The sequence below is a fragment of the Synechococcus sp. R55.2 genome, assembly GCF_047462075.1.
Taxonomy (GTDB): domain Bacteria; phylum Cyanobacteriota; class Cyanobacteriia; order Thermostichales; family Thermostichaceae; genus Thermostichus.
Genome location: NZ_JANSIH010000434.1, coordinates 1 through 15,436, shown reverse-complemented (window position 1 = coordinate 15,436; position 15,436 = coordinate 1). Strand labels below are relative to the sequence as shown.

At 59.6% G+C, this 15,436-nt stretch carries 16 protein-coding genes and 2 tRNA genes; 5 read left to right on the top strand and 13 right to left on the bottom strand.

Annotation, left to right across the window (positions count from 1 at the left end):
- Window positions 1-312: hypothetical protein (locus tag NW838_RS14615; protein ID WP_414428286.1), on the top strand; the 312-nt coding region annotated here is incomplete at its 5' end.
- Here the strand turns inward: NW838_RS14615 and NW838_RS14610 are convergent.
- From NW838_RS14610 to NW838_RS14595, 4 genes are all read right to left on the bottom strand, one after another.
- The gene (locus NW838_RS14610; protein WP_414342371.1) at window positions 309-1,124 is read right to left on the bottom strand and encodes an ABC transporter permease; all 816 of its coding nucleotides are present in this window, start codon (window positions 1,122-1,124) and stop codon (window positions 309-311) included. The genes NW838_RS14615 and NW838_RS14610 overlap by 4 nt on opposite strands.
- Before the next feature lie 75 nt (window positions 1,125-1,199).
- Entirely contained in the window at window positions 1,200-2,087 is an 888-nt protein-coding gene (locus NW838_RS14605; RefSeq protein WP_414350814.1) for a phytoene synthase, read from the bottom strand.
- Between the two features lie 156 nt (window positions 2,088-2,243).
- Window positions 2,244-3,662 carry a 15-cis-phytoene desaturase gene (gene pds / locus NW838_RS14600; RefSeq protein ID WP_414355714.1) on the bottom strand — a complete coding sequence of 473 codons (1,419 nt, stop codon included), beginning with the start codon at window positions 3,660-3,662 and terminating at the stop codon, window positions 2,244-2,246.
- Between the two features lie 29 nt (window positions 3,663-3,691).
- Window positions 3,692-3,823 (bottom strand): hypothetical protein, encoded by a 132-nt coding sequence (locus tag NW838_RS14595; protein WP_414355713.1) that lies wholly within the window; start codon window positions 3,821-3,823, stop codon window positions 3,692-3,694.
- A gap of 46 nt (window positions 3,824-3,869) precedes the next feature.
- Between NW838_RS14595 and NW838_RS14590 the strand changes: the two genes are divergently transcribed.
- Complete coding sequence (locus NW838_RS14590) at window positions 3,870-5,108, top strand: phosphoglycerate kinase (RefSeq protein ID WP_414428285.1); 1,239 nt, start codon at window positions 3,870-3,872, stop codon at window positions 5,106-5,108.
- Between the two features lie 123 nt (window positions 5,109-5,231).
- Here the strand turns inward: NW838_RS14590 and NW838_RS14585 are convergent, their stop codons facing one another.
- The 3 genes from NW838_RS14585 to NW838_RS14575 form a co-directional block, all read right to left on the bottom strand.
- Window positions 5,232-5,582: a DUF1257 domain-containing protein gene (locus NW838_RS14585; RefSeq protein WP_414355711.1), complete on the bottom strand. Its 351-nt coding sequence runs from the start codon at window positions 5,580-5,582 to the stop codon at window positions 5,232-5,234.
- A 124-nt stretch (window positions 5,583-5,706) separates the two neighbouring features.
- A complete protein-coding gene (locus NW838_RS14580; RefSeq protein ID WP_414428284.1) occupies window positions 5,707-7,218 on the bottom strand; it encodes an AAA family ATPase in 1,512 nt (503 codons plus the stop codon).
- A 198-nt stretch (window positions 7,219-7,416) separates the two neighbouring features.
- Window positions 7,417-7,788, bottom strand: a complete 372-nt coding sequence (locus NW838_RS14575) for a hypothetical protein (RefSeq protein ID WP_041436554.1) — start codon at window positions 7,786-7,788, stop codon at window positions 7,417-7,419.
- A gap of 178 nt (window positions 7,789-7,966) precedes the next feature.
- Between NW838_RS14575 and NW838_RS14570 the strand changes: the two genes are divergently transcribed.
- On the top strand, window positions 7,967-8,173 hold the full coding sequence (locus NW838_RS14570; RefSeq protein WP_041436551.1) for a hypothetical protein: 207 nt from the start codon (window positions 7,967-7,969) through the stop codon (window positions 8,171-8,173).
- Between the two features lie 15 nt (window positions 8,174-8,188).
- On the opposite strand, the gene NW838_RS14565 is transcribed toward NW838_RS14570, so the two are convergent.
- On the bottom strand, window positions 8,189-10,057 hold the full coding sequence (locus NW838_RS14565; protein ID WP_414428283.1) for an ABC transporter ATP-binding protein: 1,869 nt from the start codon (window positions 10,055-10,057) through the stop codon (window positions 8,189-8,191).
- Window positions 10,058-10,287: 230 nt separating this feature from the next.
- On the opposite strand from NW838_RS14565, the gene NW838_RS14560 reads away from it, so the two are divergent.
- The gene (locus NW838_RS14560; RefSeq protein WP_414355708.1) at window positions 10,288-11,097 is read left to right on the top strand and encodes a hypothetical protein; all 810 of its coding nucleotides are present in this window, start codon (window positions 10,288-10,290) and stop codon (window positions 11,095-11,097) included.
- Here the strand turns inward: NW838_RS14560 and argB are convergent.
- The 3 genes from argB to NW838_RS14545 all read right to left on the bottom strand — a co-directional run bounded on the left by argB (window position 11,094) and on the right by NW838_RS14545 (window position 13,499).
- On the bottom strand, window positions 11,094-12,032 hold the full coding sequence (gene argB, locus NW838_RS14555; RefSeq protein WP_414355707.1) for an acetylglutamate kinase: 939 nt from the start codon (window positions 12,030-12,032) through the stop codon (window positions 11,094-11,096). The genes NW838_RS14560 and argB overlap by 4 nt on opposite strands.
- 154 nt (window positions 12,033-12,186) lie before the next feature.
- Window positions 12,187-13,068 (bottom strand): M56 family metallopeptidase, encoded by an 882-nt coding sequence (locus NW838_RS14550; RefSeq protein WP_414355706.1) that lies wholly within the window; start codon window positions 13,066-13,068, stop codon window positions 12,187-12,189.
- The gene (locus NW838_RS14545; RefSeq protein WP_011433287.1) at window positions 13,065-13,499 is read right to left on the bottom strand and encodes a BlaI/MecI/CopY family transcriptional regulator; all 435 of its coding nucleotides are present in this window, start codon (window positions 13,497-13,499) and stop codon (window positions 13,065-13,067) included. The genes NW838_RS14550 and NW838_RS14545 overlap by 4 nt, the downstream gene beginning before the upstream one ends.
- Before the next feature lie 121 nt (window positions 13,500-13,620).
- Here NW838_RS14545 and miaB point away from each other — a divergent pair, with 121 nt between their 5' ends.
- Window positions 13,621-14,952 carry a tRNA (N6-isopentenyl adenosine(37)-C2)-methylthiotransferase MiaB gene (gene miaB / locus NW838_RS14540; protein WP_414355705.1) on the top strand — a complete coding sequence of 444 codons (1,332 nt, stop codon included), beginning with the start codon at window positions 13,621-13,623 and terminating at the stop codon, window positions 14,950-14,952.
- A 20-nt stretch (window positions 14,953-14,972) separates the two neighbouring features.
- On the opposite strand, the gene NW838_RS14535 is transcribed toward miaB, so the two are convergent.
- Both NW838_RS14535 and NW838_RS14530 read right to left on the bottom strand, forming a co-directional pair.
- Window positions 14,973-15,044, bottom strand: a tRNA-Thr gene (locus NW838_RS14535).
- An 8-nt stretch (window positions 15,045-15,052) separates the two neighbouring features.
- Window positions 15,053-15,138 (bottom strand) — tRNA-Tyr (locus tag NW838_RS14530).
- Between the last annotated feature and the right edge of the window lie 298 nt (window positions 15,139-15,436).

Genomic DNA, 15,436 nt, shown 5'->3' with positions numbered 1-15,436 from the left:
ACTGTCCTGGACCCTCGCTCTGATCTGGAGCGCCGCTTTCTCGAAACGCTGGCAGCAGGAGGGTATCGGCTGCCTGAGGATGCCCAGAAAGCCATTGCCGATCCCGACTGCGTCGTTGACTTCTTCTACAGCCCCAACATCTGCATCTTCTGCGATGGCCCAGTCCACGACCAGCCTGCCCAAGCGGAACGGGATCGCCAACTGCGCTCGCAGCTGCAGGGACGGGGCTACCGCGTGCTTGTTCTGCGCTACAACCAAGATTTGCAAGAGCAGCTGGCTCGCTACCCAGAAGTATTTGGCAAGGGCAGCTAGTCCTGCTGGTGGGAAAACAGATAAGCTCCCACAAAAGCCAGGATTACCGCCAAGCCGCCCAAAACTCCCACCGTGTACCAGGGAAACTCCGCAAGCGGCTGGTAGGCGGCTGCCCGCATGCCAATGCTGGCGTAGGAAAGGGGCAGGCAATAGACCAGCACCTGCAGGTAGGTCGGCAACTGGGCGGGATCGAAAAAGGTGGCCCCCAGAAAAGACATGGGCGTAATCAAAAAGTTGGTTAGCACGCCCACACTCTCCAGGCTGGGCACCTTCAAGCCAGCAATTACCCCAATGCCGGCAAAGACGGCGCAATCCAAAAGTAGAACCAACAGCGACAAGGGGTGAAGCAGGCCCCAGGCCCCCGTACCCAGCACCCCCACCGCCAACACCCCCAAGGCCGTCAGCAGGCCGCGGGCAATGCCCGCCAGCACCTTGCCCAGATGCAAAGACAAGGGGTGCACCGGCAACAGCAGCAGCTCTTCAAAGCTCTTGGTAAATAGCCGCGATCCACAAATGGAGAAGGTGGTGCCGGCAAAGCTGATGGTCATGGCTGAAAGAGCCACCATCCCCGGCAAGATAAAGCGCAAATAAGAACCTGCCGCCGTGGATCCGGCCACCTCGGCCAAAGCTTCGGCCCGCAGGGATCCCCCTAGGCCCACCCCAAAGGCAACAATGTAGATGAGGGGAGCCACCAGCCCCGAGGCCACCACCTGCCAAACTCGCCCCCGCAGATCCAGCCAGTCGCGCCAGAAGATGGTTAAACTGTCTTCCCAGATTCGCTGATAGGGTAGGGTCAGGGCACGGCTTACCATAGGTTTTCTTCGCTGTATTAGAGGTCTTCTTGTTTTCTGCTGCCGCGGCCGTGGGGAACTGCTTGCTGCTCCCTACTAGTAACCGTAGTAGTTGGAGCGCCGCGACCGCCACCAGGCCACCGGCAGCGCCAATGCCTTGCTGAGAGTGGACACGTAAGCGCGGGTGCGAAAAACCTGGTAGTGGTTGCGCTCGATGGCGTTGAGAATCTGCCGGTAGAGCATCAAGGAAGCGGCTACCGGCCAGCGGGAGTCCGGCTGCAGGGTAGGGATCCCCCGTTCCGCTTGGGCATAGAGCTCTCTAGCCCGCCGGATCTCATAGTCCATCAAAGCCATCCAGCGCTCGTCAATAACATAGTTAAACAGGTCCCGCTCGGAGTAGTTGAAGCGGCGCAGATCTTCGAGGGGGATGTAGATCCGTCCGCGGCGGGCATCTTCCCCCACATCCCGCAAGATGTTGGTTAGTTGCATGGCGATCCCCAGCGCCACCGCCTCCTCGCGGCCATCCCGGCCCGGCACAAACCCCATGATCTCCGAGCACATCAGCCCCACCACCCCAGCCACGCGGTAGCAGTAGACCCGCAGATCCTCCCAGGTGGCGTAGCGCTGGGTATCCAAGTCCATGCTCTGCCCCCGCAGCATCTCGCGAAACGGCTCGATGGAAAGGCGGTAGGTGCGGATGGTGTGGATCAAAGCGAGGTCCGTGGGGACTTGCGGCTCGCCTCCCTGGAAGAGCGACTCCAGATGGGATCCCCACTGCTCCAGCTTGCTGCGGGTGACCTCCACCTCTGCCTGGCTGGCTTCCAGTCCATCCAGCAACTCATCGGTTTGCCGCAGCCAAGCGTAGATGGCCCAGATGGCCCGTCGTTTGGACTGGGGTAAGAGCAGGGATCCCAGGTAGAAAGTCTTAGCGTGCTTGGCCGTAATCTGGCGACAGAGGGCAAAAGATTGCTCAAGCGGACTCATCTGGCTATCTCCAGGAGCACAGGGCCAGGATAGAGAAGGAAGAGGAACGGCGAGGGCACATATCAACACTACGGGAAAGCGGACGCCGCGGATAGCCTAGAAGAGGTTGTGGGGAAAAGAAAGATTCAAAAGGCATAGGAGGCGGACGGCGAAGAGCTAGACCCCCGCAGCTGCCAGAGTTGAGGCCGAGACAGAAGCGCGTTGAAATGGGATCCCCTTGTTGATGGCCTCCGCCGCCCACTTGCCGGAGAGGATGGCCCCCTCCATGCTGCCCAGGAAGGGCTGTAGGGTGTAGCTGCCCGCCAAGAAGAAGTTGGGAATAGGGGTAACTTGAGTGGGGCGATACTGCTGTCTGCCAGGGGTAGCCTTGTAGACCGAGCGCGGCGTTTTCACCACCACCCACTTGCGCACGCGGGCGGGGTTGGGGCCGGTAAGGTGCTGGGGAAAGAGTTTTTTCAGTTCCTCCAGCGTGGCGGCAAAGATCTCCTCATCGCCGCGATCAATCCACTCGGCAGCCGGAGCCAGCACCAGCTCCAACATGGACCGCTCCGGATCGGCATAGGCCCGGCAGGTGTTGCTCATGTCGGCATACACGCTCAATAGCGGCGAGCGGGAAAACAAGGAGTGATCGATGTGAGTAATCTTGCGGTCAAACCAGATCTGCAGGCTAATTACTGGCACCCCCTCCAGTTCACGCAGCTTTTGGAAAAAGGGGATCCCCCACCACTGCGCCGGCAGCAGCTCCTTGAGCGCGTCCACCGAAAGGGCCGAGACATAGGCATCGGCAGTCACCTCCACCGGCCCAGAGGGGGTGGCTAAGCAAAACCCGGCCACGCTGCCGTCAGGGTTGAGACGAATGTCCTGCAACGCCGCCTTCAAATGCACTTCCCCCCCACGGGCGACAATGTAGTCCACCATCGGCTGGCAGAGCCGCTCTGGGGGAGCGCCGTCTAGGTAGGCAATCCTAGAGCCATCTTTTTGCTGCAAAAAGCGGTTCAAGGCCGTCAGGGGCACCATGGCCGAGATCTCCTCCGGGTTGATGAAGGCCAGGGCCTTGGAGACGGCAATGAAAATATCGGTGTTGACCCGCTCGTCAATACCCTGCCGCCGCAGCCATTCCAAGAGGCTATAGCGATCCATCTGCTCCACATAGCGCTGGCCGCGAATCATGGCCGGCACCAGCCCCAGGGCAAACTTCACCTTTTCCCCCCAGGTGAGCATGTCGTTGTTGCGCAAGATGCCGACAATGGCGTTGAAAGGAGCGGGAATATCCGGCAGGTCAAAGCGGGAATAGGTGCCCGGCTTGTCCGGCTGGTTGAAAATCAAGCTGTGTTCCTTCCACTGCAGGCGATCGGAGATGCCCAGCTCCCGGAACAGCTGCAACGTGTTGGGGTAGGCGCCAAAAAAGTTGTGCAGCCCCGTCTCGATCCAGTCGCCGTCGGCATCTTTCCAGGCAGCCACCAGGCCACCCAAAACATCTCGCCGCTCGAAGAGGAGCGGTTGATGCCCGGCATCGCAGAGATACTTGGCACAGGCCAGCCCGGCCAGCCCGCCACCAGCAATGGCAACACGCATGAGGGTAACGACAAAGCAACACTTTCATTCTATTTGCAAACCGTTACAATTGCCGGGGCCAAGGGGCAGACGGAAGGCCAACCCGGCACCAGCAGCAGGACAAGGGGATCCCTGAGCCCATCGGTCTCGCTGCCGGGATCCCAATCGCTGGTAGGATACATACGGAAGAAAAAATAAAGATTTTCTGCAGTCCGGGGGAAAACAACGATGGCCAAACAAACACTGGGATCCCTGCTGTCATCCGGCTTTGATCTGGCCGGCAAGCGTGTGCTGGTGCGAGCCGATTTCAATGTCCCCTTGGACGCCCAGGGCAACATTACCGATGACACCCGCATTCGGGCTGCTCTGCCCACCGTCCAGGCCCTCATCCAAGCGGGCGCCAAAGTGATCCTCGCCAGCCACCTGGGCCGCCCCGTCAAAAAAGACAAAGAGACAGGCGCGGTTAAGATCGCTCGCGAGGGCAATAGCCTAGCCCCCGTGGCCACCCGTCTTTCTCAGTTGCTGGGCCAGCCGGTCGCCTTTGCCCCCGATTGCATTGGCCCCGAGGCCGAGGCAGTGGTGAACGGCCTGGAAAACGGCCAGGTGGCCCTGCTGGAAAACGTCCGCTTCTACCCAGAAGAGGAAGACAACGACCCGGAATTTGCCCGCAAGTTGGCCTCACTGGCGGACTTGTTCGTCAACGACGCCTTTGGCAGTGCCCACCGCGCCCACGCCTCTACTGCCGGCGTTACCGCCTATCTCCAGCCTGCTGTGGCTGGCTACCTGGTGGAAAAGGAGCTGCAGTTTCTTTCGGGCGCCATCGAGAATCCGCGGCGCCCCTTGGCAGCCATCATCGGCGGCTCCAAAGTGTCCAGCAAAATCGGCGTCATCGAGAGGCTGCTGGAGAAGGTGGATAAGCTCCTCCTCGGCGGCGGCATGATCTTCACCTTTTACCAAGCCCAGGGCCTCAAGACCGGCAAATCCCTGGTAGAAACCGACAAGCTGGATCTCGCCCGCTCCCTGATGGAAAAAGCCAAAGAGCGGGGGGTGGAGCTGCTGCTGCCGGTGGATGTGGTGGTAGCCGATAGGTTTGACAAAGATGCCCAGGCCCAGACCGTTTCCATCCACGCCATCCCCGAGGATTGGATGGGCTTGGACATCGGCCCGGAATCGATCAAAGCCTTCCAGGCTGCCCTGCAGGGGTGCCAAACCGTGGTCTGGAATGGGCCAATGGGCGTGTTCGAATTCGACCGCTTTGCCCTGGGCACAGAAGCCATTGCCCGCACCCTGGCCGATCTCACTCAAGCGGGAGCCACCACCATCATCGGCGGGGGAGACTCGGTGGCTGCCGTGGAAAAAGTGGGCCTGGCCGACAAAATGACCCATATCTCCACCGGTGGCGGAGCCAGCCTGGAGCTATTGGAAGGGAAGGTGCTGCCCGGCATTGCCGCTCTCACAGAAGCGTAGGTTCCTCCTTCGGGTCGCAGCCCCTCCAATCAAAAAACCAAGCCAAAAAGTAGGGGCTGGATTCAGCCCCTCCTAACTTTAGTCGGTGTAGATCGCTGCAGCGATGGCGAGACAGGATCCGGCTTAGTGCATCACCACTTTAACGTTGGCGTTGTTCAAGCCAGGACGCTTCACCTCGGCCAAGGTCTTGTTGACGGCGTACTTCTGGTTGATGGAGTTGATCAACTCGGTCTGGTTGTGCTTCTTGGCCACGCCCCACAAATCGGCAATCAGGTCGTAGGAACCGTCGGGATTCTTCGACCAGCCCAGATCGTAGTCGCCTTCCAACTGAGCCACGATGTCAGCGCGAACACGCTGGCCGTTGTAGCCACGCACGTCGGCGTTCAGCTTAACGGTGTAGCCGAGATCGCGCAGAGAGTTGATCAGGATTTGGCTATCGGTGATCTTGGTACGCAAGGTGCTAAAATGAGACATGGTGTTTCTCTCCTGTGTGTAGGGGTTGGAACATCAACACAAACAATGGGCACTGTTCTTTGGGGAAGGTTTGGGCCCTGCCGTCCCTGCTTCTGTCAAGGTAGCTTTGGATCCTCACCTCCTCCTAGAACTCCAGCCGCTGGTACTCGGCTACAGAGGCCGCTGCAGGCCGAGCCCGCTGCTGGGCCCATTCCCTCAACGCTACCACTTGCTCCGTCATGGTGCGAGATAGCGGTTGAGTTGCTTTCGTTGCTGCCAAAATGTCCAGTTGGGTAAATTCGCGGTTCTGGGCAAACGCTTCGTACATGGCAGCAATCAAAACTTGTTCGATCTCCGCGCCGGAGAAGCCTTCACAGGCTGCGGCCAACTGGCGCAGATCAAAGCGGCTGATGTCGCGCCGCCGCTTCTTCAGGTGGATCTCGAAAATCTCCATCCGCTCGTTGATGTTGGGGAGATCCACGAAGAAAATCTCGTCAAAACGGCCCTTGCGCAGGAATTCACCCGGCAGACGATCCACACGGTTGGCCGTGGCCATGACAAAAACCGGCGAGCGCTTCTCCTGCATCCAGGTCAGGAAGGAGCCAAAGATGCGGCTAGAGGTGCCCCCGTCGGAATCGCTGGAGCCTGCTGACCCGGCAAAGGCTTTGTCCAGCTCGTCGATGAAAAGGATAGCAGGGGCAAGAGATTCAGCAGTCCGCAGGGCACTACGCAGATTTGCTTCCGATTTGCCCACCATGGAGCCATCATAAACGCGGCCCATGTCCAGACGCAGCAGGGGCAGGCCCCAGAGACGGGCAGTGGTCTTGGCGATCAGCGACTTGCCACAGCCGGGTACGCCCAGGATCAGCATCCCCTTAGGCTGGGGCAGTCCATAGGCGCGAGCTCGCTCGGTAAAAGCTTCAGAGCGTTGCAGCAGCCAGCGCTTCAGCTCTTCCAGACCGCCAACGGCGTCGATGGTCTCGTCCTCTTCGATAAACTCGAGAATGCCGTTGCGCCGGATCAGTTGCTTCTTCTCAGAGAGGATGATGTCTACTTCTGCCTCGGTGAGGCGACCATGCATCACCACAGCCTTGCGGTAGACTTTTTCTGCCTCGTCCTGCGTTAGGCCCAGGGCCGCCTTGAGCAACTTTTCGCGGGTATCAGGAGCCAAAGGCAGGGAGCGCGGGATCTGCTCCAGCTGGCGGTTGAGGGCGCGCTCCAATGTGGCCATGTCCGGCAGGGGGAAGTCCACTACGCAAATGTCTTTCTCCAGCTCGACCGGGATCACCTGCACCGGCGACATGAGCAGGATGGTTTTGTGGGATCCCTTCAGGCTGGCAATAGCATCCCGCAGCCAGCGCTTCACCTCGGTGTTGTCCAAGAAGTCATGTAGGTCTTTGAAGACGCAGATGGCGGGATCCTTTTGCTCCATGACCCACTGGATGGCGGCCTGGGGGGATTGGGTGTTGTGCTGGGTGAGGCTGCGGGGGTTGCCGTATTCGACGATGCCGTGGGTAACTGTCCAAATGAATAGGCGACGCTGAGGCTTAAGGGTGCGGGCAATTGCTGCCAGAGCCGCTTCTGCCCGTTCCTCCTCTGGAGTCAGCAGGTACAGCAGTGGGTATTGAGCTTGAATGAGGATGCTTAGCTCTTGCATGGGAAACACCAACTGCAGAGGGGAAATTTCAGGAGCCGCCAGAACGGTTGAAAAATGGGGTTCGAGTTGCCTAGGTATTGGATTGCACTTGGGAGTACGCCCTTGTTGGATGGATTTTGAGAGGATTTTAGAAGCCTTCTGTGTTGCTGTCTGCTCCTATCAGCTCAAGTTCCTGAAGGGGGCCCGCTTGGGAGCGTTCTAGCAGGGTACCAGAGCATCCTGCCGTTGCTCTTCCGAGCCAGCAGCCGATCCCCAGTATTCTGGCTCCACCTCTTCAAGGATGGCTTCGGCAGCCGATGTCTGGTGCAGGGAAACCACCTCTCCATCGCGGATAACAAATGGGTGACTACACTTGGGACATTGATGGACACGATAGGCGCTACCTTGTACCCCTTCAATGACCTCTGGGTGAAGCAGATAGAAGGTAATGGCCTTCTCTGCCACTGCCGACATCGGCTCCCGCTCCACGGCAGCCCGAATCTTCAGATTCCGGTGCAGCTCAGGTGAGAGATACAGGGTCACCTTCTGCTTGGACTCTGTGCCTTCCACTACCTCTGGCCGATGATTCATGGCTAACCGCTTTCTTTGAATTGCTTGCCAAACTTGGGGCCTATCATAGCCAGTCTGCCGGCTTGACGGCAAGTTTTTAACAATCTGTAACAAACAATTTTCTTGATGGCCCTCTGTGGATACCTGCGGCTGGGGGAGTAGGCTAGGTGGAAGACAAGGAGCGGAATGTCCAATCCCTATGGAACGCTTGATCAACACCCTCAGCAAAAATTTCTCTAGCTGGGGCCGCCGTGCCCTGGTGCAGGCCAGCGATGGTTTGGCCAGCTTGAGAGACACTGCCGTGGATAACGGCAATCTGTTACTCTGCAAGGCTCGCATCGCGTTCGCGGATGCCAGCTTCACCACCCTAAAGGCAATTCGGTCTCGCTTTGGCGCCAGTCGCTGACGGCCTGGGCCCCTGCTAGCCGCCCAGATCTTGCAGCCGATAGAGGCTGGCATAGAGCCCGCTGAGGGCCATGAGCTCGGCATGGGATCCCTGCTCTTTGAGTTCCCCCCGCTGCAGAACCAAGATGCGATCCACATTGCGGATGGTGGAAAGGCGGTGGGCGATGATCAGGGCGGTGCGATCCCGCAGCAGGGTGTCTAGAGCGGATTGCAGGAGGGCTTCGGTGCCCACATCCAGGCTGGCGGTGGCTTCGTCCAAAACCAAGATTTTGGGATCCCGCCACATGGCCCGCACAAAGCTGATGAGCTGTTTTTGGCCGCTGGAGAGGTTGTTGCCTCGCTCCCGCACGGGGGTGGCGTAGCCTTGGGGCAAATCGCGGAGGAAGTCATGCAGGTTGAGTTGGCGGGCGACCTGCTCCACTGCCGCTAGATCTGCCTTCTCTCCTAGGGTGATGTTTTGCTGGATATCCCCGGAAAACAAAAATCCATCCTGCAGGATTACCCCTAGGTGGCGGTGCAGCTCAGCCTGGGGGAGATCCCGAATATCAACGCCGTCAATGCGAATAGATCCCTGGGTTACGTCGTAGAGACGGCAGAGCAAGCGAATGATGGAGCTTTTCCCGGCTCCCGTGGGCCCCACCAGGGCCACTTTTTCTCCGGGGCGGATGGTGAAGGTGAGGTCTTTGAGCACCCACTCCCCGGGGTTGTAGGCAAACCAGACGTGCTCGAACTGCACCTCTCCTCTGGCATTGGGGGGCAAGTGGCGGGGCTGAGCGGGATCCCGGATGGCGACCGGCAGGCTGAGGATGGCGTCGATGCGCTCGACGGCGGTGAACCCCGCCTGTAGGGCCGTAAACTTTTCGGCCAACTGCCGCAGCGGGTTAAAAAACCGTTGTGAAAAGAGAATAAAGGCGTAGAGGCTACCGAAGGTGAGGGGTTCCCTGGGCAGGGGCAGGGATCCCGTCCATCCCCCTCCAAGTGAGCCCCTACCGGCTGACATCACCTGCTGCCCGCCCACCCAGAGCAAAGCCGCCACGGCCAGCCAAGACACCCACTCCAAAACGGCAGAAAGGGCAGAATCATAAAGGATGGTTTGATCCACTTCCCGGATGTAGCGGCGGTTCATGGTTTGAAAAATCTCGCTATTGAGCCGCTCCCGCCGAAACAGTTGCACCACGGTAATGCCCAAGATGTTCTCCTGGATCCAGGAGTTCAGCTTGGAGAGTTCTTCGCGCACGCGAAAGTTGGCATCCCGAAAGCGGCGCTGCAACTCGAGGACAACAGCGCTGATGGGCAGGACGATGAGGATTAGCAGCAAGCCCAGATCCCAGCGTTGGCTGAGCATGACCACCGCGATCACCCCCAGAGTAAACAGGTCGCTGACAATGCCGACGGCACCGGTGGAAAAGACATCCCCCAAGGCTTCCACGTCGCTGGTGATGCGGGTGATCAGCTTACCCACCGGGGTGCGGTCGAAAAACTGAGCCGGCAAGGCCAGAATGTGGGCGAAGAGATCGTCGCGGATGTCGCGGGTCATCAACTGCCCCAGCTTTTGGCTGACATACCCTTCCAGGGCTTGGAAGAGCCAGCGAACCAGTACCGTTAGGATCAACAGCCCCACATAGGGCCAAAGGTCGGAGAGGATCCCGGCCTCACCTCGTTCCAGCGCTCGGGCAATGGGGCCATCCAGAGCCCGCTGTAGGATCAGAGGCTGCACCGCATCTGCCAAGGCCAAAGGGGGCAGAAAGGCCAAGGCCGCCAACACCAGCCTGAGGTGCCGACGGGCATAGGGCCAGAGCAGCCGCAGCAGCCGCCAATCGCTTTCTCGCCGAGGGCGGGGATCCCTACTTAAATCGGTATCGGGGGGAGAGGCGGCAAGGCTCACAGGCTTACACCCGAGAACAACAAAGACAACTCATAGAGAGCACTGATCTACTCTAAGCGCTCTCCCTGAGGGAGAGGGAGTTTGGGATCCGCAAGGGTTTCCTCGCCATTGGGAATGGCTATAGCTGCACCCCTAATGGCTCTGGGACGGACGGAAAACTGGCCGCTTCAGGAGCTTCTGGCCGCTCGGTTCGGGCAGGCTGTAGGCAGCTTGATGAGGAGAAACCGGCAATGTCTTACTCAACCTCTTACTCCGTGTCTTACTCGAAAATCTTTTTCCCAGTTTGGGTGGCGGGGCTGCTGTTGTTGATCGGCGGCGGGATCCTGTTTGGCCTGTTGCGGGCTTTTGGGCTACCTATTGGGGAGCTGGCCGATTGGGCCATTGGGATCGCCAGCTTTTGGTGGCTGGTGGTGATCGTCACCCTTCCCTGGAACCTCTACTTTCAGGCCAAGGCCGTTCAGCAGGAGGCGGTTGTGTCTCAGGAACGAGGGATCCCGGTGGAAGATTCAACCTTGGCTTTCCTACAAAAGCTCAGCCGCTGGTCGTTGCGCGTGGCCATTGCCCTGCATGGGCTGTCGGCTCTGGCTTTCTATGGCTTGGCCGTTGGGCAAGTCACCCCCATTGGCTACCCCAGCGCCGTGGCTGCGGTGTTGTTAACGGCTCTGCGCCCGGCCATCCGGGGCTACGAGTATTTGGCCGACCGCTTGGCCCAGTTGCAAGGGCAAATCCAGATCCCTCGCGAAGATGCCATCGAGTTGGCCGAGCGGATAAAGCAGTTGACACGCCAAGTCGAGCAGTTGCAGGAGCAATGGGATCCCGGCAAGCCCGGTTCTTGGGCCCAACAGGAGGAAGAAACCCGGCGCTACCTGCGGCAGGAGCTGGCCGCGCTCAAAGCCCAACTGGAACAGTTCCGGGCCAGCAACGAGCTGGAGCACAGGCAATTGCGCCAGGAGACCCACCAAGCTGTGGCTCAGCTCAGTGTGGATAGCCAGTTTCTCGGCCATGTGCGGGAGATTCTTCGCTTTATCAAGGAAGCTTAGCGGGATCCGTTGTTCAGTCCTTCCAACTGAGCGGAAAACTGAGAAGGAACAAGCTTGGTGCCCACCCCGGCATCGGTCAGCAGCTCCAGCAATAGGGAATGAGGGGATCCCCCATCCAGAATGTGGGCTGCCCGTACCCCTTGTGCCAAGGCGCGAATGCAACACTGCACCTTCGGGATCATGCCGCCCTTGACGACACCGGCTTGGATCAACTGGCGAGCCGTCTCGATATCCAGCAACGTAATCAGAGAGCTGCGATCCTGAGGATCTTTGAGAATGCCAGGGGTGTCGGTGAGCAAAATCAGCTTTTCTGCCCCCAGAGCAGCCGCCAGTTCTCCCGCCACCGTATCGGCGTTGATGTTGTAGGCTTGGCCTGTCTCATCGGCAGCCACGCTGGAGATCACCGGAATCTGTCCACCTTCCAACAGGGTTTGCAGCAACTGGGGGTTGATGCTGCTCACTTCCCCAACAAAGCCGATCTCTGCCCGGCCCTGGGATCGCGCTTTGATCAAGTTGCCATCCCGCCCGCACAGCCCCACCGCCGATCCTCCGGCCAAGCTGATGAGCTGGACGATCTGCTTATTAACCTTGCCCACCAACACCATCTCCACTACTTCCATGGTGGCGGCATCGGTAACCCGCAAGCCATCCACAAACTTGAAGGGAATGTCCAGTTTTTGTAGCCAACTGTTGATCTCCGGCCCCCCCCCATGCACCAACACCGGGCGGATCCCCACACAGGCCAGAAAGACGATGTCTCGGAGCACCTCGGCCCGTCGCTCTTGGTGCACCATGGCTGCGCCGCCGTATTTGATGACAATAACGCGGCCCTGGTACTGCTGAATGTAGGGTAAAGCCTCGATGAGGATCTGCGCCCGCGTAAGGGGATCACACGCCGACCCGGTCGCCTCAGAAAGGGAAGAGTTGGTTTGCACCGCCGTAAGTCCCTAGAAGTTCAGAAAACCTGACCTAGAGTATCCCATTCTGCTTGCAAAGCAGATCTCAGGCTTTGGGCGTCAACTGGTGGTTTTTTTTCAAGCTCGCTTCCCCAACCCAAGGACAATTTGGTTGAGGAATCGCCGTCAATCTTCAGGTGTGGAACGGGATCGCCAGCAAAGGCAATAGGGACAACCCCAACCAGGCCCAACCCCGAATGGAAGAAGAATGGGGTAGGGGATCGACGGGCCCTGACTCTGCCTGCTGCAGCAGGGCATCGATACGCTCCTGCAGCCGTTGCCCTGAGTCTGAACTCACGGTCATTGCAAAGCCAACCCAAGCTGCCGCCGGTTGCTCCACCACGCCATAGCCCACCACCTGCAGCAGGGCCTCTCCCAACAGCAAGGGATCCACCCGTTGGGCCGCCCAGCGATCCGCCCGCAGCTCCCGTAGGGTGAGCAATTCCTCCCACAGGGCCTCGGTGTTGGGCAGCCAGCCGGTGAGGCGTCGCAGCCAGCCCACCCCAAACATCCAGAGGGTATCGCGGTAGTGGCGATGGGCTTCTTCGTGAGCGATTACAGCCCGCAAGTGCTCATCATCCAACTGCTCCAGCAGGCCGCGGCTGACCACCAACTGGGCATTCCACACCCCCACTTGGGCAGCAAAAGGGATCTCCAAATCCAGCACATAGGCCGGAGAGCCATGCAAATCCACATGGGCTAAAGCTTGCAGATGGGCACGTCGATAGGAGCGCCAGTATTCCCAAATCCAGTGCAAGGCCACGCCGCCGGCCACGGCCAGCAACAGCAGAGCACAGCCGTAGCAGAACCAGCCCCCCACCCCGGCCATTTGTCCCCACGGCCCCATCCAGGCCAAGGCCAAAGCAGTGGTCAGCAACAGCAGCGGGGGCAGCAAGAAGTGGATCCAAGCCCGCTGCCAACGTCGGCCCCATCCCCCACTCCTGTCCAGGCGCACCTGGGCTCGCCACAGGCAACTGAGGCCCAAGCCCAGCAGTAACATGCCCAAGTGGCTCATCGCGGATCCCTCCTGGCTTGACGGGCTGCCCGCAGCCGTTCGGCAATCGCCTGCAACTGGGACACACTGGCCTGATCCAGGCTATCGGCAAAGGCTGCCACCGTATCGGGATCCCCTACAGCCAAAAACTGCTGCAGGTGGGTGAAGGCCCTGAGGCTGGCCGCTTCCTGACGCGAAAGACGAGGCCGCCACAGCATGGGCAGATTCCGCCCTTGGGGATCGGTGCGGCGCTCACAGCTCACCCAGCCCTTCTGGCTTAAGCGCTGCAAAACTGTAGTCACAGAGGCATAGGCCAGCTCCCGATCCGGATCGGCCAAGATGCGCTCGTGGATTTGACGGGTGCTGGCACTGCCCAGATCCCAGAGGATGTCCAAGATTTCCGACTCCAGAGGGCCCAGCGACAGTTGCTTGGGACGATGCTTGGGCAACATGAGCCTTTGCCGGTGTAGGAATTTCTATCTAGCTAGATTAACTGTTGGAGTCTCAAGCCCCGCAGCCATTTTAAGGATCCGCTAAGCTCGAAGATGGTGGTTCTTCGTACTGTTTCTTCCCATGGCTGCTCCCACCTACCACACCATCACCTTCGGCTGCCAAATGAACCGCGCCGATACCGAGCGCATGGCCGGGATCCTGGAGTCCCTGGGGTATGTGGCCACCGAAGATGAGTTGCAGGCGGACTTAGTTCTCTACAACACCTGCACCATCCGCGACAATGCTGAGCAGAAGGTCTATTCCTACCTGGGCATCCAGGCACAGCGCAAGCGCAAGAACCCGGCCATCAAGCTGATCGTGGCCGGCTGTGTGGCCCAGCAAGAGGGGGAGAAATTGTTGCGCCGCGTCCCTGAGCTGGATCTGGTCATGGGCCCCCAGTACGTGAACCGCCTTGGGGATCTGTTGGCGCAGGTGGAAGCCGGAAACCAGGTGGTGGCCACCGATCCGGTTGAGATCCCAGAAGACATCACCAAGCCCCGCCGCGACAGCCAGGTCACTGCTTGGATCAATGTCATCTACGGTTGCAACGAGCGTTGTACCTACTGCATCGTGCCGCGGGTGCGAGGGCAAGAGCAGTCCCGACAGCCCCAGGCCATTCGCGCCGAAATCGAAGACGTGGCCAGAGCGGGCTACCGCGAGGTGACGTTGCTGGGGCAGAACATCGACGCCTACGGACGGGATCTGGATCCCAAAACCAACCTGGCCAGCCTGTTGCGCTTCGTCCATTCGGTGGCAGGCATTGAGCGGATCCGCTTTGCCACCAGCCACCCGCGCTACTTTACCGAGGAGCTGATCGCCACCTGCGCCGAGCTGCCCAAAGTCTGCGAGCACTTCCACATCCCCTTCCAGGCGGGCAGCAACGAAGTGCTCAAGCGGATGCGGCGCGGCTACACCCACGAGCGCTATCGCCAGATCATCCAGCTCATCCGCCAATACATGCCCGAAGCGGCCATCAGCGCCGATGCCATTGTCGGCTTTCCGGGAGAAACAGAAGCCCAGTTCCAAGAAACCCTGCAACTGGTGCAGGATATCGGCTTTGACCAAGTGAACACTGCTGCCTACTCCCCCCGTCCCGGCACCCCTGCCGCCGAGTGGCCCGACCAGGTGCCCGAGGAGGAAAAAAGCGACCGCCTGCAACGGCTGAACCGACTGGTGGCCGAGGTGGCTGCCGCTCGCAGCGCCCGACTCTTAGGCCAGGTGCAAGAGGTGCTGGTGGAAGGCCCCAACCCGAAAAACCCCCGCCAGGCGATGGGGCGTACCCGCGGCAATCGCTTGGTGTTCTTCGAAGGGGATCCAGAGCAACTGAAGGGATCCCTGGTGCCGGTGCGCATTACCGCCACGCGGGCTTTTTCGTTGACCGGCGAGGCAGTTGCCGTTGGCACTATCGGCTGAAGATTATCTCTAAATTGCCAAGCCCACGACGAGGATCGAACTCGTGACCTCCCCCTTACCAAGGGGGTGCTCTACCACTGAGCCACGTGGGCAAAGCCGATGGTGGGCCGAGTTGGATTCGAACCAACGTAGGCGTAAGCCAGCGGATTTACAGTCCGCCCCCTTTAACCCCTCGGGCATCGACCCATTGACACCGGTCTTTCATCATAGCAGAAGGTGTTGCCCAAATCAGACCTGCTCCCATCATCAGCCGCCTTAATCGAGAGGCCAGAGCTGGGAAGCCATCGGATCCTCGTGCAGACAATGAGGTGGCGCCAGAGCTGGCTACAGAGGGAAGCTGCCGGAAAAAGCCGGATCGGGTCGGGGCTGGACATTTTTCAAGACAAGCTGAACGCGGAACTTGATATCGTTGAAAACAGTCCTTCGGCCCCTGACCATGATTTCGACCCTCGGCACTCCCACCCATCCAGAGCAGACCCTTTCC